Below are 22,011 nucleotides of genomic sequence, written 5' to 3' on the forward strand. Positions count from 1 at the left end.
TTAGCTCCTGGTAATGACGGTGTTTGCGGGGCACTCCAGCTCCGCAAGGTGTTGCCCGCCTCGGGAGAGGCGCTTTGCCTGGTACATCGCCGCATCCGCTGCGCTGAGCAGATCCTCGGCGGTTGCACCATGCTCGGGATAGACGGCGATGCCGATACTGAGTGAGGACACGATGCCGATTTGCCCCGGCACTTTAATCGGCTCAAGCATGCTGGCGATCACCTTGTCCGCAATGCGCTGGGCGTCTTCGATCTTGTGCAGCGGGGTCAGCAATATTGCAAACTCGTCGCCACCCAGACGCGCCACAACATCGCCTTCACGCAACTGGGCGCGAATGCGCGTCGCGATAGCCACCAACACCGCATCACCTGTGGCATGGCCAAAGGAATCGTTGATGTCTTTGAAATGATCGCTATCGAGGAACAGCACGGCGGCCTTCCCTCGGGCGTTGTTCAGCGAGCGCAGGGTGCGCGTCAGTCGCGTTTCAAAGTAGGCGCGGTTGGGCAGGTTGGTCAGCGAGTCGTGACTGGCCTGATGCGCCAGAGTCTGGTTTTCGTTCTGCAGATGGCTCTGCCATGACTCAAGTTCATCGAGCAGTGCATTGAAGTCGTTGCCCAGGCTGTCCAGTTCAGCAATATGCGCAGGCGGCACGCGCCGATCGAACGCACGCTCACGGCGAGCGGCGTGGGCCACTTCTGCCAGTTGTTGCAAGGGGCCCGTGATGCCATCCAGGAGTCGACGCGACAGATACAACGCACTCCAGGCACTGAGCGCCGTGCACACAAGCACACCCAACAGCCCGCTCAGTAAAAATCGCAGCAAATTGGCACCATGCCCCCGGACTGTCACCAAGCCGATTTCCTGGCCCTGATGCAAAATCGGCACGCTGATCGGTTGCTCAAGCAAGCCATCGGCCAACAGCATTTCGACCTTCGACAGCAGGCCGTTTTCAGGGCGTTGCCAGTGCGCAAGCAGTTCGCCATCGTCTGTGTAGATCCGAGCCTCGGCGACCGCTTCAGTGGACGCAATCATGGCCAGCGCTTCGGTTGCCGCCGCGCGGTCATCAAACACCACGGCGGCTTCAGAGGTGTAGTTGATGGCGCGGGCAATCAGGTGCAGGTTGTGATCGGCGTAAACCTTGAGCGCAAGCACCCCCAGCAGGGTCATGGAAGCGCTGGCCAGTGTGACGGCCACCAAGGCCACGCCCAGGTGGCCACGGCGCAAGACCGAGCGCAAGCGCAGAGGTTTTTTACGGGGCTTGAACGCACTCATGGCTCTGCCGCCCGGCGGCGTGACAGCTGCAACACACTGGGATGAATACGTACGCCGCTGCGGGCCACGGAGTCGAGATTGACCTCAAACGACACTTGCTTATCGCGTACGTGCAAGCAAAAAAGGCTGCCAACGGTGCATTGATCACTGTCTTCGCTGATGCTCAGAACGGCTTTGGTATTCAGCCGGGTGAATAGACCACTGCGTTCCTCAACGCTGAGCTTGCCCAGATAGACAGCGTTACAGTCGCTCGCAATGCCCGGGTCACTGGCCAGCACGCGGTGCACCTGCACCGGCCTGCCACTGGATTGCGTCGCGCCCTTGAGCAGGTCATCGGTGTATTCGGTGGGGCCGATGATGCATAGCTGCAATTGCGCCGGCTCGGAGGGCCAGCGTGCATAGCTCAGGATGCCAAGGACCACTTGAGTCACAGCCTTGGCACGCTGATCAGCCAGGTTGATTGGCGCTTCAGCTTGAGCCAGGCAAGGAACGCTCAGCAGTAACAAGCAAAATGCAAGCAGCCGAAGCCGCCATCCAAAGTACTGTTCTGTCGATGAGACAGCCACGTCCATGCAGGATTTCTCTGTAATCTTTGTAAGAGTAATGTCGTAACGATAGCACAGCCGGCAAAACGACCGTGATACAGGTCACATTTGTTGCAATTGGGAACTCCATTTCCCTGTGGAAGCAGGTTTACCCCAGCCCCAGCATCAACCCGCTCAGGCGTTTTACTTTGCGCTGCACGGCCTCTTCAAAGACGCCGGTACGCGGTTCGACCAGGCTGAACCAGTTTTTGGCCCGGGTGATGCCGGTGTAGATCAGCTCCTTGGTCAACACCGGATTGAGCGCCTCGGGGAGCACCAACGCGGTGTGGGAGAACTCCGAGCCTTGGGATTTGTGTACGGTCATGGCATAGACCGTTTCAACGTCATTGAGCCGACTGGGCAGGACAAACCGAATACCGCCCTGCCCGTCGTTACGGGCGAATGCCACACGCAGCACATGACGCTGGGTCAGCCCATCACGCTCGGGGAGCCTGAGGGCGATACCGATATCGCCGTTCATCAGGCCCAGGCCGTAATCGTTGCGGGTCATCAAGACCGGGCGGCCTTCGTACCAATGCTGGTCACTGTCGATCAGCTTGCGGGCAAACAGGGCGCGGGTGATGCGCTCATTCAGGCCTTCGACACCCCAGGGGCCCTTGCGCACGGCGCAGAGAACTTGAAAGGCCTCGAACGCTTGCAGCACGTTACCCGCCCATACCGCCCAACAAGGATCTTCCAGACCGGTTTCGCCAGTAGGGCGCTGCTCGCGCAACACCTCAAGGTAATGCCGATAGCCTTTGGCCTCAGCGCCGCGCCCTTCCAGTGCCAGACGCTCAAAACCACGATCCTGCTCGCCCTTGAGGGGCAATGCAAAGAGGTCGGCGTGGGTGCCTGCCGCCAGCAGGGCCCGTGCTTCGCGGGACAGTTGCTGGTTGACCAGGCGCGACAGCTGGCCGATACCGCTGCCTTCGCCAAAACGGCGCGAGTGACGCAGCATGACCACTTGCTGGGCCAGTGGATGCGTACCCTCCAGATCTTGTTGCAAGTCACTGGCGCTCAGGTTTTCGCCGCTGACCTGCTCAAGCCAGGCACGAGTCTGCGGAGTGTACCAACCCGCTTCGGCATCACGGCACAAATCACCCAGCACCGCGCCGGCTTCAACCGACGCCAATTGGTCCTTGTCGCCCAACAGCACCAGCCGCGCATGGGCGGGCAATGCATCGAGCAAGTTGGCCATCATTTCCAGGTCGATCATGGACGCTTCGTCGACCACCAGTACGTCCAGTGGCAGGCGATTGCCCGCGTGATGACGGAAGTGGCGCGTGCCGGGGCGACTGCCGAGCAGACGGTGAACGGTGGTCACGTCACTGGGGATTTTTTGCCGAACCTTGTCGTCCACTTCCAGGGATTTGACTTGAAGGCTGATGGACTCGGTCAGGCGCGCGGCGGCTTTACCGGTCGGTGCGGCCAGGCGAATGCGCAAGGGCGCCCCCGCTTCGACGGCAGGGGCTTGAAGCAAGGCCAACAGACGCACCACGGTGGTGGTTTTGCCGGTGCCTGGCCCCCCGGTAACAATGCTGAATGCACCGCGAGTGGCCAGGGCGCAGGCCAGCTTTTGCCAGTCAATCAGCGCATGCTGTGCCGGGCTGCCGAACAAGCCGTTCAGCCGTGCAGGCAAATCATCGGGCGTTGCTTCAACCTGCGACAGACGTTGGCGCAAAGCGCTATCGATTCGTCGCTCATAAGCCCAGTAGCGGCGTAAATACAGACGGCGCTCACTCAGCACCAATGGCCGGCTGGCCGCATCCGCCGATGGCTGGCCCGCGTGCTCAACCAACGGGCTGGCTTGCAGGGCCTTGCACCACGCGTCGCCCTCCAGCGCCTCAAGCAACTGCGAGGGCAGCAGCATGGCGCCGGTTTGCACATCGCCCTCGGGTGGCAAGGACAGTGCAAAGTCGGGTTCCTTCAGGGTCTCGAACAAATCAAGACACACATGACCGTGGCCCAACTGATGACTAGTCAACGCTGCCGCCAGCAACACCAAAGGATCGCCTTGCGGATCGCGCTCATGCAGGAACGCGACGAACGCTTTGTCCAGCGCACGCAGCCAGCCTCGCTCGACCCAGCGTTCCAGCAACAGCAGCAGATCGTCGGCACGGCCCAAGGGTTGCAGCAGGGCAAGGCTTTCGGCCGTCAACGGCGTGGGCAACAGTTCGGCAAACGAACGACTCATAACAACACTCCCTGTTCCCAGGCCGGCTCAGCTGTTTTCGGTAAAGGTTTGCCCTGGAACATCAGGTCCAGGCTTTCGATCAAGATTCTGGGGGGCCGGGTGAAATACACGCCCTGCCCTTGAGAGCGGGTGCCACGCAAAAACAGATACAGCGCGCCCCCCATGTGCTGGTCGTAGTCATAGTCGGGCAATCGCGCCTTGAGCTGACGGTGCAAGGCCAGCAAGTACAAGACGTATTGCAGGTCATAGCGGTGATCCAGAATCGAGGCGGTCATAGCTTGCTCGGTGTAGGCCGAATCGTCGGCTCCCAGCCAGTTGGATTTGTAGTCCGCCACGTAATAACGGCCCTGGTGCTCGAAAGTCAGGTCGATGAAGCCCTTGAACATGCCGTTGAGCAGGCTCGGCTCGGCTCCCGCACGCGGCGCGCCGCCGTGGGTGTGCTGACGTACCAGCGTGTCCAGTTGCACAACATCGACTTTGTGGCTGGCAAACCAGAACTCCATTTCGATCTGGTACTGGCTCAGCTCACTCAGTACGACCGCTGGCTGGCCATTATTCAGACGCAACGGTTCGTCCTGCAGATGCTGCAGCCAGTCGGTCAAGGTCTCGATCCAGCCTTGCCAGCCACGCCGGTTGCAGCGCCGTGCCACGGCGTCGCTGATCGCTTCAGGGGTTGCCTTGAAACCTTCGCTGCCTGCCCACTCAAGCAGGCCGTGGAGAAAAGTCCCCGGATTTGGCCCACGTGGGAAGCGGTGTATATCACCGCCACTGAGTAACACTTCACGCGGCGCATCAGGATCGAGTCGCTCGTCATCAGAGAGCTTTTGCGCCAGTGCGCTTTCGGGCGCCTCGGCAGGGCTGAGGCTGTCACCGATGCGCAATGCGCTGTAGGACGCGATCCACCAGTTTTCCGCAGCACGGCGGCTCGGGATCAGCGGCTCAAGCAGGGTGGCTTCGTTAAGCGGTGGATAAAAATGCGCCTCGCCAGCGGGCGGTACCGGTTCGCACTGAATCGCGGCACAGTCTTGCCGGGCATCTGCCAGCCAGCTCTGCAACCCGACCGACTCGGCCAGCACGGCTCCGCCGCCCAGCAAATAACCCAAGGCACAAAGGTGCAGGATCGACCGATTGCTGTTGCCGCGCTTGAGGTCGGCAACGCCCAGCCAGCAAGCATGCTGGGCGCGGGTCAGGGCCACATAAAGCAGGCGCAAGTCTTCGGCCAGACGCTCGTCATCCGCTTGGGCGATCAGCTCTGGCGTCGGGGTCAAGCTCACGTGGGCATTGCCGGCGGCGTCGTGGTAATGGAGCGGTAAACGGCTGCCATCCACGGGTTTTGTTGAGCAGATGAACGGCAAGAATACCAATGGGTATTCCAGCCCCTTGGACTTGTGGATGGTCACGACTTTGACCAGTTGCTCGTCACTTTCAAGGCGCAGGATCTGCTCTTCACCCGCCTGCCCGGACAATGCCAGATGCTCGGCCAGATGGCGGATCAACGCCTGTTCGCCATCCAGTTCAGCAGCCGCCTGTTGCAGCAGTTCGGACAGGTGCAGCACGTTGGTCAGCACACGCTCGCCATCTGGACGGGCAATCAGGGCCTGGGGCAACTCGAAGTCATGCAGCAAGCGGCGCAACATGGCGAGCACCCCTTGCTTGCGCCAGGTTTCGCGATAACCACGGAACTGCATCACGCGCTTTTCCCAGGCCAACTCGTCCTGGTTCAGGCGTTCCAGTTCAATCAGCGGCAGGTCCAGGGTGATACAGGCCAGCGCAGCACGCAGCGGACGCTCTACGTCCGGTTCGGCGCAGGCCTTGAGCCAGGCCAGAACATCGTGTGCTTCCTGCGCCGCGTAGACTGAATCCTTATCCGACAAGTAAACGCTGCGTACACCACGATTCGACAATTCTCGCCGAACCGCCTGAGCTTCCTTACCGTCACGAACCAGGATTGCGATGTCAGCAGGCAACACCCCGCGCATGAATTCGCCGTCTATGGCGAAACCACAGCGACCTTGCTGACCGCCATTGAGCAATTCGACAATCTGGCTGGCACAGGCCGCGGCCAGGTTCTGACGATAGACGGCGCCCGACACGGGCTGCTCGGAGGCCAATTGCCAGAGCGTCAGCGCACTGACAGGCTGACCATCGAACTGCAGGATTTCTTTACGCCCTTGGGATTTGACTGACACAAAGGGCACAGGATTCTCAGCCCCTTCACGGAACAAAAATGCGCCTCGCCCGGTGTCACGCTGCTCCGCCCGCTCAAAGACATGGTTGACCGCCTTGACCATCGCGTGGCTGGACCGGAAGTTGGTGTCCAGCGTATGTAAACGCCCACTGGTGGCGTGACGTGCGCGCAAGTAGGTGTAAATATCGGCCCCGCGAAAGGCATAGATCGCCTGCTTGGGGTCGCCAATCAGGAACAGTCCGGTGTCGGGGCTGTTGTCTTCGATCCGGTAAATGGTCTCGAAGATGCGGTACTGAACGGGATCGGTGTCCTGAAACTCGTCGATCAGGGCCACCGGGAACTGTTCGCGAATCAGGGTGGCCAGGCGCTCGCCGCCTTCGGCCTGCAATGCCGCGTCGAGGCGCAGCAGCATGTCGTCAAAGCCCATCTCGGCGCGACGGCGTTTTTCCTCTTCAAAGCGCACGCTGACCCAGTTCGCCGCATGTTGCAGAACCGCGGCGTCGGGCGTTGGCAAGGCATCGAGCGCAGCTTTGAGGCCCTGCATGGCGTCGAGCCCCGGATGCTGCGGGGGCGCGCCCTTCCAGGCTTCGGCCATGCCGTCGGGGGTCAGACGCGTGAAGCCAGTCCCGAGGTCGAGCTGCTCCTGAGCTTCGTCAGCAGCCCAGGCGCTGAGCTTTTCAAACCAGGGCTCGAAATAGCGGGCTTGCATTTTGCGACCGTCGACGGCTTTGCTCGCCACGGCTTGCAGGCAGATATCCCGTAGTTCTTGTGCCCACTGCAGCCACGGCGTTTTAAGCCCGGACAAGGCCTGGCGGCGCTCTTGCAGACAGGCTTCGATCATTTGCGCCGGCGTTTGCTCCGGGTTGGCTGGCTGGCGTGAGCTGCCAAACAGTGCCCGCACACGCGGCAACAAGGCGGCGGGGCCGCTCCAGTTGGCGCGCACCCAACTCAGCGCATCGCCCTGCATGGGGTAGCAAAACAGCCGCCAGTAATCGCGCAGCACTTCTCCCAGCAAGTCGCTGTGGTCGGTTTCTAAGGTCTGGGTGAACAGGCTGCCGCTGTCGAAAGCATGCTCGCGCAACATGCGCTGGCACCAACTGTGGATGGTCGACACAGCAGCCTCGTCCATCCATTGGGCGGCGATGTCGAGACGTCCCGCGCAAGCGGCCCACTGCTCGCCAGCAAACTGTTCACGCAGTTGCTCGACCAGGGCATCCGGGGCTTCGATCTCGCCACGGAAGAATCGGGCAGCTTCTGCCAGACGGGTGCGGATACGATCGCGCAGCTCTTTGGTGGCCGCGTCGGTGAAGGTCACGACGAGAATCTGCGGCGGTAACAGTTCACGCCCAAAGCCAGACTCTTCACCGCCATGACCCAGAATCAGCCGCAGGTAGAGCGCCGAGATGGTGAAGGTTTTGCCGGTACCGGCGCTGGCCTCGATCAGTTGGCTGCCACGTAGGGGGAAGGCCAAGGCCAGCGGTAATGTTTGCTCGCTCATTAGCGGGATGCCTCGCTGTTCAATGAGCGCCAAGGCGCATCAAAAAGGGGTCGATAGAGGGCATCGCACCACTCTTCGAATTCTTCAGCCGCCATCAGGGCAGCGTAATCAGGAAACTGTCGGGCCAGAGCAGCGCTTTCGCGGCGTTCGCCGTCGCTGGTTTGGCCATCACCTTCGTAGGCTTTCTGCGCGGCCGCATCGGCCTTTGCCGGGTCAGTTTGTGCCAGCCAGGCAAAGGCGGTTTTCACGGCAATGGGCAGCGGATGACTCATGCCGACTTTCCAGGCCACCAGCAGGTTGCCCAGAATATCGCGGGCCTGTTTGGCATCCAGAGGGTCGAGCAGCAAAGTGTCATCGCTGGCCACCAGAGCGGTAGACATCTCCAGGCCACTGGCACACGCCGCCAGATGATTGACCCACGGCCGGGTCAATCGGTGCCATTTGCGGGTTTTAATTGCGCCAATACTGTTAGGAATGGTGGTGATGGACAGTAGGCCTTTATCACTGCGCTGATGCAGATTGCTGAGCCAGCCTTCCAGGATCAGCCCCTGGTCCTCAAAACTGACGGGCAGCGCGCTGGCAAGCGGCGTGGGCCAAAGGGCCAGCAGTTGCTGATAGCGTTGCAATACATCCGGTAATGGTTCGATCAGCTCCTGTTGCAGGCATTCGCCAAACCCGGCCATGGGCAGCAGGCCGCTACCTTGCAAACGCAGGGCGCGGTTGTGCAACGCGTTTTCAAGCTGGTCGGGCTGTGCCAGTGCCGCTTCAAGCAAACTGTCGCTCAAGGTGTAGCGTTGCAGTGCATCGAGCACGAACGGCTCTTCATCGGCCAAAGGCACTTCGGCGGCTTCGAAGAATACTTTCAAGCGCTGACTAAAGAAGTGACGCACAGGGTTACGCAAGAAATCCTGTAACTGCGTCAGATTTAGTGGTTCTTCCTGCTCGTGTGCTCCTAACGCACCGGGCTGAACCGGTTGCGGTTGTGGCGCATGTAATCGCTGCCATTCGCGGGCATAACTGAACAGGTTAGGGTTGCCCTCGTGAAAGTAACGGGTGCTGAAGGGTTGCAGCGGATGCTCTTGGGTCATGGCCTCGAGCAGGTCACCGCCCCCTTGCAGATGCCAGCCATTGGCAAGGTGATCACGCAGTTGGCCAATCAGGACACAGGCGGGGCGCTCGCTGTTGTCGCGAATACTGCGCCCTACCCAGCTGATATAGAGCTGGTCGCGGGCAGAAAGCAGCGCTTCGAGTAGCAGATAGCGGTCATCCTCACGGCGGGAACGGTCTCCCGGGCGATAGTCACTGCCCATCAAATCGAAATCCAGCGGCGGTTGTGCCCGCGGGTAGTCGCCGTCATTCATGCCCAGCAGACACACCAGCTTGAAGGGGATCGCACGCATCGGCATCAGGGTGCAGAAATTGACCGCACCGGCAAGAAAGCGCTGTGACAGTTTTCCTTGGTCAAGTCCGGTGAGCCAGGCTTCGCGTACTACGGTCAGCGGTAACTCATCTTGCAAGCCAACCAGCTCACAGGTTTCGAGCCAGGTTTCGCGCAACTCTTCAAGCTGGGCCAGCAGGTAGTCGTCATGCTCGGTTTCTGCCTGGAAAAACAGCTGCACCAGCGCTTGCAGTCGCTCGCCCCATTGCTGTGGCAGCGCCGGTTTCGAGAGTTCTTGATGGGCGATTTCAAGCGCATCGAGCAGGGCCACAAGCGGGCCGATGAGTACGGCGTCAAGGCCGCCAATTTCATCGTAAGGCTCGATGCCATCGCACGCTTCGCCACTGCCCACCGCATAGCCAAGCAGCATGCGACGCAGGCCAAAGCGCCAACTGTTTTGCTCCAGTTGCGGGGGCAAGCCCAGGCCCGCGCGTTGTTCGGCGTTCAACCCCCAGCGAATGCCCGCACCTTCGATCCAGCGATGCAGGGTTGGCAAGTCGCGTTCCTGGACGTTGAAGCGAGCGCGCAGCGAAGGGACGTCGAGCAAGTCGAGGATTTCACTGACGGGGAAGCGGCTGTCAGGCAACTTGAGCAGATGCTCGAGGGCGATCAGTAACGGATCGCGGCCCCGCTGCCCCTGGTCGGCCAAGGTGTAAGGAATAAAGCGGCGATCATCCCGTTCAATCTGACCGAATACGGCGCGGATGTGAGGTGCGTAGCTGTCGACATCCGGCACCATCACAATCACATCACGGGGTTGCAACTGAGGGTTTTCGCTAAATCGTGCAAGTAGCTGGTCGTGGAGAATCTCGACTTCTCGCTGAGCACTGTGGGCAATATGAAAACGGATTGAATGATCCGCTTCCAGGTCGATAGCGGGCCACAACTCGCGGGTTTCGTTCAGGGGGCGCAGTTCAAGAATGTCATCCTGCAACTGGTTGAGCAGGTTGAGCGGTTCTACTTCGCTGAACAGATCAATACGGCCATCACGAAAAGCCGCACGGTAGCTGTTGGGATCGTCGTAGCTGTCGAGCAGGTTGATGTAGTCGCGACCTTGTTTACCCCAGGCGGCCAGTAGTGGATGGGCATGTTGATGCAAGGTGTCGAGATCAAGTGCTGTAGGCATTCCGCTTTTGCGGGCCTGGCGTTTGTACTGATGGCGTAGCAGATCCTTGTCGGCAACGATGTCAGACCAATGATGGCGGCAGGGGTTATGCACGCACAGCAATACCTGGCTGAAACGAGCGAGCCCAGCCAGGGCTTCGAGCGCTTGGGCAGGCAATGATGAGATACCGAAGACGATGACTCGGGCAGGCAAGCCGGACGGCGCTTGCTCAAGGCTGCTGATCTTGTCCATGAAGCGCTGGTGAACACCGGCCCGGCTCTGGGACATGCCTTCCTCGCCCACATCGAGCAGTAGCGCACGCCACAGCTCGGCTTGCCAGCAGTTGGCCGGGCTCAGGGTCGGGCTTTCACCTCGGGCGTTGCGCAGTTGATGACGGCCAGCGGCCCAATCTTCGAGCCAGTCGGCACGATAGACCTGATATTGGTCGAACAGGTCAGCGAGTCGCTCTGACAATTGATAGCGTTTTCGCAAATCGGTGTCGTGAGTCAGGAAGCGCTGCAGCGGCTCGAAGTGTGGCTGATCGATGAGAGCTGGAAGCAGGCGCATCAGACGCCAGGTCAGCGGGCCTTTGTCGAGCAGGGACTTGGCGGGGATTTCTTCGCTGCCTAATACAAGTCGATAGAGTTGCCACAAAAAACTGCCGGGCAACTGCACATCCACCGCTGCCGCAATTCCGCAGCCGCCGAGGTCATCGTCCTGAGCGTCTTCGGCCAGGGCCAGCTTCAGCCATTGGGCGATGCCGTTGCTCTGCACCAACGCGATTTCGTTTTCCAGAGGAGCCAGGGGGTAGCGACGCATCCAGCTGACCACCAGGCCACGTAACTCATCAAGGCGGTTACCGTGAACCACCATAAAACCCGCATTGAGGGACGTAGCAACCGGCATGACGGCATCCTTAGGAGAAGGCAAAATCCAAAGGCGAACCTTAACATTGCTCGGCAAGATTGGTGGAGCGCAAGCTCAAAGACAGGGCGTGGGGCTGGGCAGTATCGAGCGATTTATTGGAAGTGTGCTTACCGAAACTTTTCTCGGCCCAAAAACAAACCCCCTGTCTGCGTTAGCAGACAGGGGGTTTGGAATTTAATCTTGACGATGACCTACTCTCACATGGGGAAACCCCACACTACCATCGGCGATGCATCGTTTCACTTCTGAGTTCGGGATGGGATCAGGTGGTTCCAATGCTCTATGGTCGTCAAGAAATTCGGTAGCCAGGTCGTTTACCTTTCGGTTTACGCTCCAGCGAATGGGTATGTAATAGTTTGGTGTTTTGTGAGTCGCAAACTTTCGGTTTGTATCGTCTTCACACACCGCAATCTGGTCTCTTCGACGCAAATTGCTTGGGTGTTATATGGTCAAGCCTCACGGGCAATTAGTATTGGTTAGCTCAACGCCTCACAGCGCTTACACACCCAACCTATCAACGTCGTAGTCTTCGACGGCCCTTTAGGGAACTCAAGGTTCCAGTGAGATCTCATCTTGAGGCAAGTTTCCCGCTTAGATGCTTTCAGCGGTTATCTTTCCCGAACATAGCTACCCGGCAATGCCACTGGCGTGACAACCGGAACACCAGAGGTTCGTCCACTCCGGTCCTCTCGTACTAGGAGCAGCCCCTCTCAAATCTCAAACGTCCACGGCAGATAGGGACCGAACTGTCTCACGACGTTCTAAACCCAGCTCGCGTACCACTTTAAATGGCGAACAGCCATACCCTTGGGACCGGCTTCAGCCCCAGGATGTGATGAGCCGACATCGAGGTGCCAAACACCGCCGTCGATATGAACTCTTGGGCGGTATCAGCCTGTTATCCCCGGAGTACCTTTTATCCGTTGAGCGATGGCCCTTCCATACAGAACCACCGGATCACTAAGACCTACTTTCGTACCTGCTCGACGTGTCTGTCTCGCAGTCAAGCGCGCTTTTGCCTTTATACTCTACGACCGATTTCCGACCGGTCTGAGCGCACCTTCGTACTCCTCCGTTACTCTTTAGGAGGAGACCGCCCCAGTCAAACTACCCACCATACACTGTCCTCGATCCGGATAACGGACCTGAGTTAGAACCTCAAAGTTGCCAGGGTGGTATTTCAAGGTTGGCTCCATGCAGACTGGCGTCCACACTTCAAAGCCTCCCACCTATCCTACACAAGCAAATTCAAAGTCCAGTGCAAAGCTATAGTAAAGGTTCACGGGGTCTTTCCGTCTAGCCGCGGATACACTGCATCTTCACAGCGATTTCAATTTCACTGAGTCTCGGGTGGAGACAGCGCCGCCATCGTTACGCCATTCGTGCAGGTCGGAACTTACCCGACAAGGAATTTCGCTACCTTAGGACCGTTATAGTTACGGCCGCCGTTTACCGGGGCTTCGATCAAGAGCTTCGCGTTAGCTAACCCCATCAATTAACCTTCCGGCACCGGGCAGGCGTCACACCCTATACGTCCACTTTCGTGTTTGCAGAGTGCTGTGTTTTTAATAAACAGTCGCAGCGGCCTGGTATCTTCGACCGGCATGGGCTTACGCAGTAAATGCTTCACCCTCACCGGCGCACCTTCTCCCGAAGTTACGGTGCCATTTTGCCTAGTTCCTTCACCCGAGTTCTCTCAAGCGCCTTGGTATTCTCTACCCAACCACCTGTGTCGGTTTGGGGTACGGTTCCTGGTTACCTGAAGCTTAGAAGCTTTTCTTGGAAGCATGGCATCAACCACTTCGTTGTCTAAAAGACAACTCGTCATCAGCTCTCGGCCTTAGAATCCCGGATTTACCTAAGATTCCAGCCTACCACCTTAAACTTGGACAACCAACGCCAAGCTGGCCTAGCCTTCTCCGTCCCTCCATCGCAATAACCAGAAGTACAGGAATATTAACCTGTTTTCCATCGACTACGCTTTTCAGCCTCGCCTTAGGGACCGACTAACCCTGCGTCGATTAACGTTGCGCAGGAAACCTTGGTCTTTCGGCGTGGGTGTTTTTCACACCCATTATCGTTACTCATGTCAGCATTCGCACTTCTGATACCTCCAGCAAGCTTCTCAACTCACCTTCACAGGCTTACAGAACGCTCCTCTACCGCATCACCTAAGTGATACCCGTAGCTTCGGTGTATGGTTTGAGCCCCGTTAAATCTTCCGCGCAGGCCGACTCGACTAGTGAGCTATTACGCTTTCTTTAAAGGGTGGCTGCTTCTAAGCCAACCTCCTAGCTGTCTAAGCCTTCCCACATCGTTTCCCACTTAACCATAACTTTGGGACCTTAGCTGACGGTCTGGGTTGTTTCCCTTTTCACGACGGACGTTAGCACCCGCCGTGTGTCTCCCATGCTCGGCACTTGTAGGTATTCGGAGTTTGCATCGGTTTGGTAAGCCGGGATGGCCCCCTAGCCGAAACAGTGCTCTACCCCCTACAGTGATACATGAGGCGCTACCTAAATAGCTTTCGAGGAGAACCAGCTATCTCCGAGCTTGATTAGCCTTTCACTCCGATCCACAGGTCATCCGCTAACTTTTCAACGGTAGTCGGTTCGGTCCTCCAGTTAGTGTTACCCAACCTTCAACCTGCCCATGGATAGATCGCCCGGTTTCGGGTCTATTCCCAGCGACTAGACGCCCTATTAAGACTCGCTTTCGCTACGCCTCCCCTATTCGGTTAAGCTTGCCACTGAAAATAAGTCGCTGACCCATTATACAAAAGGTACGCAGTCACCCAACAAAGTGGGCTCCCACTGCTTGTACGCATACGGTTTCAGGATCTATTTCACTCCCCTCTCCGGGGTTCTTTTCGCCTTTCCCTCACGGTACTAGTTCACTATCGGTCAGTCAGTAGTATTTAGCCTTGGAGGATGGTCCCCCCATATTCAGACAAAGTTTCTCGTGCTCCGTCCTACTCGATTTCACTGCAAAGATGTTTTCGCGTACAGGGCTATCACCCACTATGGCCGCACTTTCCAGAGCGTTCCGCTAACATCAATACAGCTTAAGGGCTGGTCCCCGTTCGCTCGCCACTACTAAGGGAATCTCGGTTGATTTCTTTTCCTCAGGGTACTTAGATGTTTCAGTTCCCCTGGTTCGCTTCTTAAGCCTATGTATTCAGCTTAAGATACCTAACTTATGTTAGGTGGGTTCCCCCATTCAGACATCTCCGGATCAAAGTCTGTTTGCCGACTCCCCGAAGCTTTTCGCAGGCTACCACGTCTTTCATCGCCTCTGACTGCCAAGGCATCCACCGTATGCGCTTCTTCACTTGACCATATAACCCCAAGCAATCTGGTTATACTATGAAGACGACATTCGCCGAAAATTCGCATGTTCAATTAAGAACGTTCACAAATTTTACCTTAGCCTGAATAAACACCAGTGAAAGTGTTATCCAGTCTAACTTTCTATTACATACCCAAATTTTTAAAGAACGATCTAATCAAAAAGATCAGAAATCAACATTCACCATCGTTTGATGGAATGCTCATTTCTAAGCTTTACGACAGAAAAACCACAGAGCGACTCTGCAGTTATCGTCTTCTACAATGAATCAAGCAATTCGTGTGGGAACTTATGGAGCAGCTGATGTCGTCGATTAAGGAGGTGATCCAGCCGCAGGTTCCCCTACGGCTACCTTGTTACGACTTCACCCCAGTCATGAATCACACCGTGGTAACCGTCCTCCCGAAGGTTAGACTAGCTACTTCTGGTGCAACCCACTCCCATGGTGTGACGGGCGGTGTGTACAAGGCCCGGGAACGTATTCACCGTGACATTCTGATTCACGATTACTAGCGATTCCGACTTCACGCAGTCGAGTTGCAGACTGCGATCCGGACTACGATCGGTTTTATGGGATTAGCTCCACCTCGCGGCTTGGCAACCCTTTGTACCGACCATTGTAGCACGTGTGTAGCCCAGGCCGTAAGGGCCATGATGACTTGACGTCATCCCCACCTTCCTCCGGTTTGTCACCGGCAGTCTCCTTAGAGTGCCCACCATTACGTGCTGGTAACTAAGGACAAGGGTTGCGCTCGTTACGGGACTTAACCCAACATCTCACGACACGAGCTGACGACAGCCATGCAGCACCTGTCTCAATGTTCCCGAAGGCACCAATCTATCTCTAGAAAGTTCATTGGATGTCAAGGCCTGGTAAGGTTCTTCGCGTTGCTTCGAATTAAACCACATGCTCCACCGCTTGTGCGGGCCCCCGTCAATTCATTTGAGTTTTAACCTTGCGGCCGTACTCCCCAGGCGGTCAACTTAATGCGTTAGCTGCGCCACTAAGAGTTCAAGACTCCCAACGGCTAGTTGACATCGTTTACGGCGTGGACTACCAGGGTATCTAATCCTGTTTGCTCCCCACGCTTTCGCACCTCAGTGTCAGTATCAGTCCAGGTAGTCGCCTTCGCCACTGGTGTTCCTTCCTATATCTACGCATTTCACCGCTACACAGGAAATTCCACTACCCTCTACCATACTCTAGCTTGCCAGTTTTGGATGCAGTTCCCAGGTTGAGCCCGGGGATTTCACATTCAACTTAACAAACCACCTACGCGCGCTTTACGCCCAGTAATTCCGATTAACGCTTGCACCCTCTGTATTACCGCGGCTGCTGGCACAGAGTTAGCCGGTGCTTATTCTGTCGGTAACGTCAAAACACTAACGTATTAGGTTAATGCCCTTCCTCCCAACTTAAAGTGCTTTACAATCCGAAGACCTTCTTCACACACGCGGCATGGCTGGATCAGGCTTTCGCCCATTGTCCAATATTCCCCACTGCTGCCTCCCGTAGGAGTCTGGACCGTGTCTCAGTTCCAGTGTGACTGATCATCCTCTCAGACCAGTTACGGATCGTAGCCTTGGTGAGCCATTACCTCACCAACTAGCTAATCCGACCTAGGCTCATCTGATAGCGCAAGGCCCGAAGGTCCCCTGCTTTCTCCCGTAGGACGTATGCGGTATTAGCGTCCGTTTCCGAACGTTATCCCCCACTATCAGGCAGATTCCTAGGTATTACTCACCCGTCCGCCGCTCTCAAGAGAAGCAAGCTTCTCTCTACCGCTCGACTTGCATGTGTTAGGCCTGCCGCCAGCGTTCAATCTGAGCCATGATCAAACTCTTCAGTTCAAACATCTTTGGGTTTTTAAGAAACCCTAAACTTGGCTCAGCAATCGTTGGTTACATCTTTGATTTCTCGCGGAGTAACTTGTGATGCTGATAATCTTGTTGACTATCAGTCTGACTCCACAAGCACCCACACGAATTGCTTGATTCAGTTGTTAAAGAGCGGTTGGTTTAGCTTTCGCTGAACCGAGGCGCGCATTCTACAGCAGCCTCTGTTGCTGTCAAGCGGTTATTTTAAGATGTTTTCAAAGTTTCCTCTGTAACATCAACCACTTGCGCTTTCGATCTCTCGTTAGCGGGAGGCGAATTCTACAGCGTTACACGCTGCTGTCAACACCTTATTTCCTGCTACTTTCGATTGAGATAATCGAAGTGTTAGCCAGGCAAATGACCTGGTTAACAGCACAGGCTTTTTACAAAGCTTGTACTTATACAAAAACAAAATCCCCGTCTGCGCGAGCAGACAGGGATTTTGGAATTTAATCTTGACGATGACCTACTCTCACATGGGGAAACCCCACACTACCATCGGCGATGCATCGTTTCACTTCTGAGTTCGGGATGGGATCAGGTGGTTCCAATGCTCTATGGTCGTCAAGAAATTCGGTAGCCAGGTCGTTTACCTTTCGGTTTACGCTCCAGCGAATGGGTATGTAATAGTTTGGTGTTTTGTGAGTCGCAAACTTTCGGTTTGTATCGTCTTCACACACCGCAATCTGGTCTCTTCGACGCAAATTGCTTGGGTGTTATATGGTCAAGCCTCACGGGCAATTAGTATTGGTTAGCTCAACGCCTCACAGCGCTTACACACCCAACCTATCAACGTCGTAGTCTTCGACGGCCCTTTAGGGAACTCAAGGTTCCAGTGAGATCTCATCTTGAGGCAAGTTTCCCGCTTAGATGCTTTCAGCGGTTATCTTTCCCGAACATAGCTACCCGGCAATGCCACTGGCGTGACAACCGGAACACCAGAGGTTCGTCCACTCCGGTCCTCTCGTACTAGGAGCAGCCCCTCTCAAATCTCAAACGTCCACGGCAGATAGGGACCGAACTGTCTCACGACGTTCTAAACCCAGCTCGCGTACCACTTTAAATGGCGAACAGCCATACCCTTGGGACCGGCTTCAGCCCCAGGATGTGATGAGCCGACATCGAGGTGCCAAACACCGCCGTCGATATGAACTCTTGGGCGGTATCAGCCTGTTATCCCCGGAGTACCTTTTATCCGTTGAGCGATGGCCCTTCCATACAGAACCACCGGATCACTAAGACCTACTTTCGTACCTGCTCGACGTGTCTGTCTCGCAGTCAAGCGCGCTTTTGCCTTTATACTCTACGACCGATTTCCGACCGGTCTGAGCGCACCTTCGTACTCCTCCGTTACTCTTTAGGAGGAGACCGCCCCAGTCAAACTACCCACCATACACTGTCCTCGATCCGGATAACGGACCTGAGTTAGAACCTCAAAGTTGCCAGGGTGGTATTTCAAGGTTGGCTCCATGCAGACTGGCGTCCACACTTCAAAGCCTCCCACCTATCCTACACAAGCAAATTCAAAGTCCAGTGCAAAGCTATAGTAAAGGTTCACGGGGTCTTTCCGTCTAGCCGCGGATACACTGCATCTTCACAGCGATTTCAATTTCACTGAGTCTCGGGTGGAGACAGCGCCGCCATCGTTACGCCATTCGTGCAGGTCGGAACTTACCCGACAAGGAATTTCGCTACCTTAGGACCGTTATAGTTACGGCCGCCGTTTACCGGGGCTTCGATCAAGAGCTTCGCGTTAGCTAACCCCATCAATTAACCTTCCGGCACCGGGCAGGCGTCACACCCTATACGTCCACTTTCGTGTTTGCAGAGTGCTGTGTTTTTAATAAACAGTCGCAGCGGCCTGGTATCTTCGACCGGCATGGGCTTACGCAGTAAATGCTTCACCCTCACCGGCGCACCTTCTCCCGAAGTTACGGTGCCATTTTGCCTAGTTCCTTCACCCGAGTTCTCTCAAGCGCCTTGGTATTCTCTACCCAACCACCTGTGTCGGTTTGGGGTACGGTTCCTGGTTACCTGAAGCTTAGAAGCTTTTCTTGGAAGCATGGCATCAACCACTTCGTTGTCTAAAAGACAACTCGTCATCAGCTCTCGGCCTTAGAATCCCGGATTTACCTAAGATTCCAGCCTACCACCTTAAACTTGGACAACCAACGCCAAGCTGGCCTAGCCTTCTCCGTCCCTCCATCGCAATAACCAGAAGTACAGGAATATTAACCTGTTTTCCATCGACTACGCTTTTCAGCCTCGCCTTAGGGACCGACTAACCCTGCGTCGATTAACGTTGCGCAGGAAACCTTGGTCTTTCGGCGTGGGTGTTTTTCACACCCATTATCGTTACTCATGTCAGCATTCGCACTTCTGATACCTCCAGCAAGCTTCTCAACTCACCTTCACAGGCTTACAGAACGCTCCTCTACCGCATCACCTAAGTGATACCCGTAGCTTCGGTGTATGGTTTGAGCCCCGTTAAATCTTCCGCGCAGGCCGACTCGACTAGTGAGCTATTACGCTTTCTTTAAAGGGTGGCTGCTTCTAAGCCAACCTCCTAGCTGTCTAAGCCTTCCCACATCGTTTCCCACTTAACCATAACTTTGGGACCTTAGCTGACGGTCTGGGTTGTTTCCCTTTTCACGACGGACGTTAGCACCCGCCGTGTGTCTCCCATGCTCGGCACTTGTAGGTATTCGGAGTTTGCATCGGTTTGGTAAGCCGGGATGGCCCCCTAGCCGAAACAGTGCTCTACCCCCTACAGTGATACATGAGGCGCTACCTAAATAGCTTTCGAGGAGAACCAGCTATCTCCGAGCTTGATTAGCCTTTCACTCCGATCCACAGGTCATCCGCTAACTTTTCAACGGTAGTCGGTTCGGTCCTCCAGTTAGTGTTACCCAACCTTCAACCTGCCCATGGATAGATCGCCCGGTTTCGGGTCTATTCCCAGCGACTAGACGCCCTATTAAGACTCGCTTTCGCTACGCCTCCCCTATTCGGTTAAGCTTGCCACTGAAAATAAGTCGCTGACCCATTATACAAAAGGTACGCAGTCACCCAACAAAGTGGGCTCCCACTGCTTGTACGCATACGGTTTCAGGATCTATTTCACTCCCCTCTCCGGGGTTCTTTTCGCCTTTCCCTCACGGTACTAGTTCACTATCGGTCAGTCAGTAGTATTTAGCCTTGGAGGATGGTCCCCCCATATTCAGACAAAGTTTCTCGTGCTCCGTCCTACTCGATTTCACTGCAAAGATGTTTTCGCGTACAGGGCTATCACCCACTATGGCCGCACTTTCCAGAGCGTTCCGCTAACATCAATACAGCTTAAGGGCTGGTCCCCGTTCGCTCGCCACTACTAAGGGAATCTCGGTTGATTTCTTTTCCTCAGGGTACTTAGATGTTTCAGTTCCCCTGGTTCGCTTCTTAAGCCTATGTATTCAGCTTAAGATACCTAACTTATGTTAGGTGGGTTCCCCCATTCAGACATCTCCGGATCAAAGTCTGTTTGCCGACTCCCCGAAGCTTTTCGCAGGCTACCACGTCTTTCATCGCCTCTGACTGCCAAGGCATCCACCGTATGCGCTTCTTCACTTGACCATATAACCCCAAGCAATCTGGTTATACTATGAAGACGACATTCGCCGAAAATTCGCATGTTCAATTAAGAACGTTCACAAATTTTACCTTAGCCTGAATAAACACCAGTGAAAGTGTTATCCAGTCTAACTTTCTATTACATACCCAAATTTTTAAAGAACGATCTAATCAAAAAGATCAGAAATCAACATTCACCATCGTTTGATGGAATGCTCATTTCTAAGCTTTACGACAGAAAAACCACAGAGCGACTCTGCAGTTATCGTCTTCTACAATGAATCAAGCAATTCGTGTGGGAACTTATGGAGCAGCTGATGTCGTCGATTAAGGAGGTGATCCAGCCGCAGGTTCCCCTACGGCTACCTTGTTACGACTTCACCCCAGTCATGAATCACACCGTGGTAACCGTCCTCCCGAAGGTTAGACTAGCTACTTCTGGTGCAACCCACTCCCATGGTGTGACGGGCGGTGTGTACAAGGCCCGGGAACGTATTCACCGTGACATTCTGATTCACGATTACTAGCGATTCCGACTTCACGCAGTCGAGTTGCAGACTGCGATCCGGACTACGATCGGTTTTATGGGATTAGCTCCACCTCGCGGCTTGGCAACCCTTTGTACCGACCATTGTAGCACGTGTGTAGCCCAGGCCGTAAGGGCCATGATGACTTGACGTCATCCCCACCTTCCTCCGGTTTGTCACCGGCAGTCTCCTTAGAGTGCCCACCATTACGTGCTGGTAACTAAGGACAAGGGTTGCGCTCGTTACGGGACTTAACCCAACATCTCACGACACGAGCTGACGACAGCCATGCAGCACCTGTCTCAATGTTCCCGAAGGCACCAATCTATCTCTAGAAAGTTCATTGGATGTCAAGGCCTGGTAAGGTTCTTCGCGTTGCTTCGAATTAAACCACATGCTCCACCGCTTGTGCGGGCCCCCGTCAATTCATTTGAGTTTTAACCTTGCGGCCGTACTCCCCAGGCGGTCAACTTAATGCGTTAGCTGCGCCACTAAGAGTTCAAGACTCCCAACGGCTAGTTGACATCGTTTACGGCGTGGACTACCAGGGTATCTAATCCTGTTTGCTCCCCACGCTTTCGCACCTCAGTGTCAGTATCAGTCCAGGTAGTCGCCTTCGCCACTGGTGTTCCTTCCTATATCTACGCATTTCACCGCTACACAGGAAATTCCACTACCCTCTACCATACTCTAGCTTGCCAGTTTTGGATGCAGTTCCCAGGTTGAGCCCGGGGATTTCACATTCAACTTAACAAACCACCTACGCGCGCTTTACGCCCAGTAATTCCGATTAACGCTTGCACCCTCTGTATTACCGCGGCTGCTGGCACAGAGTTAGCCGGTGCTTATTCTGTCGGTAACGTCAAAACACTAACGTATTAGGTTAATGCCCTTCCTCCCAACTTAAAGTGCTTTACAATCCGAAGACCTTCTTCACACACGCGGCATGGCTGGATCAGGCTTTCGCCCATTGTCCAATATTCCCCACTGCTGCCTCCCGTAGGAGTCTGGACCGTGTCTCAGTTCCAGTGTGACTGATCATCCTCTCAGACCAGTTACGGATCGTAGCCTTGGTGAGCCATTACCTCACCAACTAGCTAATCCGACCTAGGCTCATCTGATAGCGCAAGGCCCGAAGGTCCCCTGCTTTCTCCCGTAGGACGTATGCGGTATTAGCGTCCGTTTCCGAACGTTATCCCCCACTATCAGGCAGATTCCTAGGTATTACTCACCCGTCCGCCGCTCTCAAGAGAAGCAAGCTTCTCTCTACCGCTCGACTTGCATGTGTTAGGCCTGCCGCCAGCGTTCAATCTGAGCCATGATCAAACTCTTCAGTTCAAACATCTTTGGGTTTTTAAGAAACCCTAAACTTGGCTCAGCAATCGTTGGTTACATCTTTGATTTCTCGCGGAGTAACTTGTGATGCTGATAATCTTGTTGACT

General features: G+C 55.5%; 5 protein-coding genes and 6 rRNA genes. All 11 read right to left on the reverse strand.

Going from position 1 to position 22,011, the window contains the following annotated elements; translation table 11 throughout:
* Entirely contained in the window at nt 1-1,272 is a 1,272-nt protein-coding gene (locus VSQ83_RS20850) for a diguanylate cyclase domain-containing protein (RefSeq protein ID WP_133078805.1), read from the reverse strand.
* On the reverse strand, nt 1,269-1,844 hold the full coding sequence (locus VSQ83_RS20855) for a YfiR family protein (RefSeq protein ID WP_133078804.1): 576 nt from the start codon (nt 1,842-1,844) through the stop codon (nt 1,269-1,271). Before VSQ83_RS20855 ends, VSQ83_RS20850 begins: the two co-directional genes overlap by 4 nt.
* Before the next feature lie 121 nt (nt 1,845-1,965).
* Nucleotides 1,966-4,050 carry an exodeoxyribonuclease V subunit alpha gene (gene recD / locus VSQ83_RS20860; protein WP_326427430.1) on the reverse strand — a complete coding sequence of 695 codons (2,085 nt, stop codon included), beginning with the start codon at nt 4,048-4,050 and terminating at the stop codon, nt 1,966-1,968.
* Nucleotides 4,047-7,736 carry an exodeoxyribonuclease V subunit beta gene (gene recB, locus VSQ83_RS20865; protein WP_326427431.1) on the reverse strand — a complete coding sequence of 1,230 codons (3,690 nt, stop codon included), beginning with the start codon at nt 7,734-7,736 and terminating at the stop codon, nt 4,047-4,049. Before recB ends, recD begins: the two co-directional genes overlap by 4 nt.
* The gene (gene recC, locus VSQ83_RS20870) at nt 7,736-11,185 is read right to left on the reverse strand and encodes an exodeoxyribonuclease V subunit gamma (protein WP_326427433.1); all 3,450 of its coding nucleotides are present in this window, start codon (nt 11,183-11,185) and stop codon (nt 7,736-7,738) included. The genes recB and recC overlap by 1 nt, the downstream gene beginning before the upstream one ends.
* Nucleotides 11,186-11,384: 199 nt before the next feature.
* Nucleotides 11,385-11,500 (reverse strand): 5S ribosomal RNA (gene rrf, locus VSQ83_RS20875).
* Between the two features lie 151 nt (nt 11,501-11,651).
* Nucleotides 11,652-14,543, reverse strand: a 23S ribosomal RNA gene (locus VSQ83_RS20880).
* A 325-nt stretch (nt 14,544-14,868) separates the two neighbouring features.
* Nucleotides 14,869-16,405 (reverse strand): 16S ribosomal RNA (locus VSQ83_RS20885).
* Between the two features lie 480 nt (nt 16,406-16,885).
* Nucleotides 16,886-17,001, reverse strand: a 5S ribosomal RNA gene (gene rrf, locus VSQ83_RS20890).
* Between the two features lie 151 nt (nt 17,002-17,152).
* Nucleotides 17,153-20,044, reverse strand: a 23S ribosomal RNA gene (locus VSQ83_RS20895).
* A gap of 325 nt (nt 20,045-20,369) precedes the next feature.
* Nucleotides 20,370-21,906: ribosomal RNA gene (locus VSQ83_RS20900) — 16S ribosomal RNA — on the reverse strand.
* The 16S, 23S and 5S rRNA genes sit together here, the layout of an rRNA operon.
* Nucleotides 21,907-22,011: the final 105 nt, after the last annotated feature.

Source organism: Pseudomonas sp. DSV-1, from assembly GCF_035830915.1.
Lineage (GTDB): Bacteria > Pseudomonadota > Gammaproteobacteria > Pseudomonadales > Pseudomonadaceae > Aquipseudomonas.

Bases quoted from the DNA above. Each gene is read 5' to 3' on its own strand.
- VSQ83_RS20850 (WP_133078805.1), bottom strand. From the start codon at position 1,272: ATGAGTGCGTTCAAGCCCCGTAAAAAACCTCTGCGCTTGCGCTCGGTC.
- VSQ83_RS20855 (WP_133078804.1), bottom strand. From the start codon at position 1,844: ATGGACGTGGCTGTCTCATCGACAGAACAGTACTTTGGATGGCGGCTT.
- recD (WP_326427430.1), bottom strand. From the start codon at position 4,050: ATGAGTCGTTCGTTTGCCGAACTGTTGCCCACGCCGTTGACGGCCGAA.
- recB (WP_326427431.1), bottom strand. From the start codon at position 7,736: ATGAGCGAGCAAACATTACCGCTGGCCTTGGCCTTCCCCCTACGTGGC.
- recC (WP_326427433.1), bottom strand. From the start codon at position 11,185: ATGCCGGTTGCTACGTCCCTCAATGCGGGTTTTATGGTGGTTCACGGT.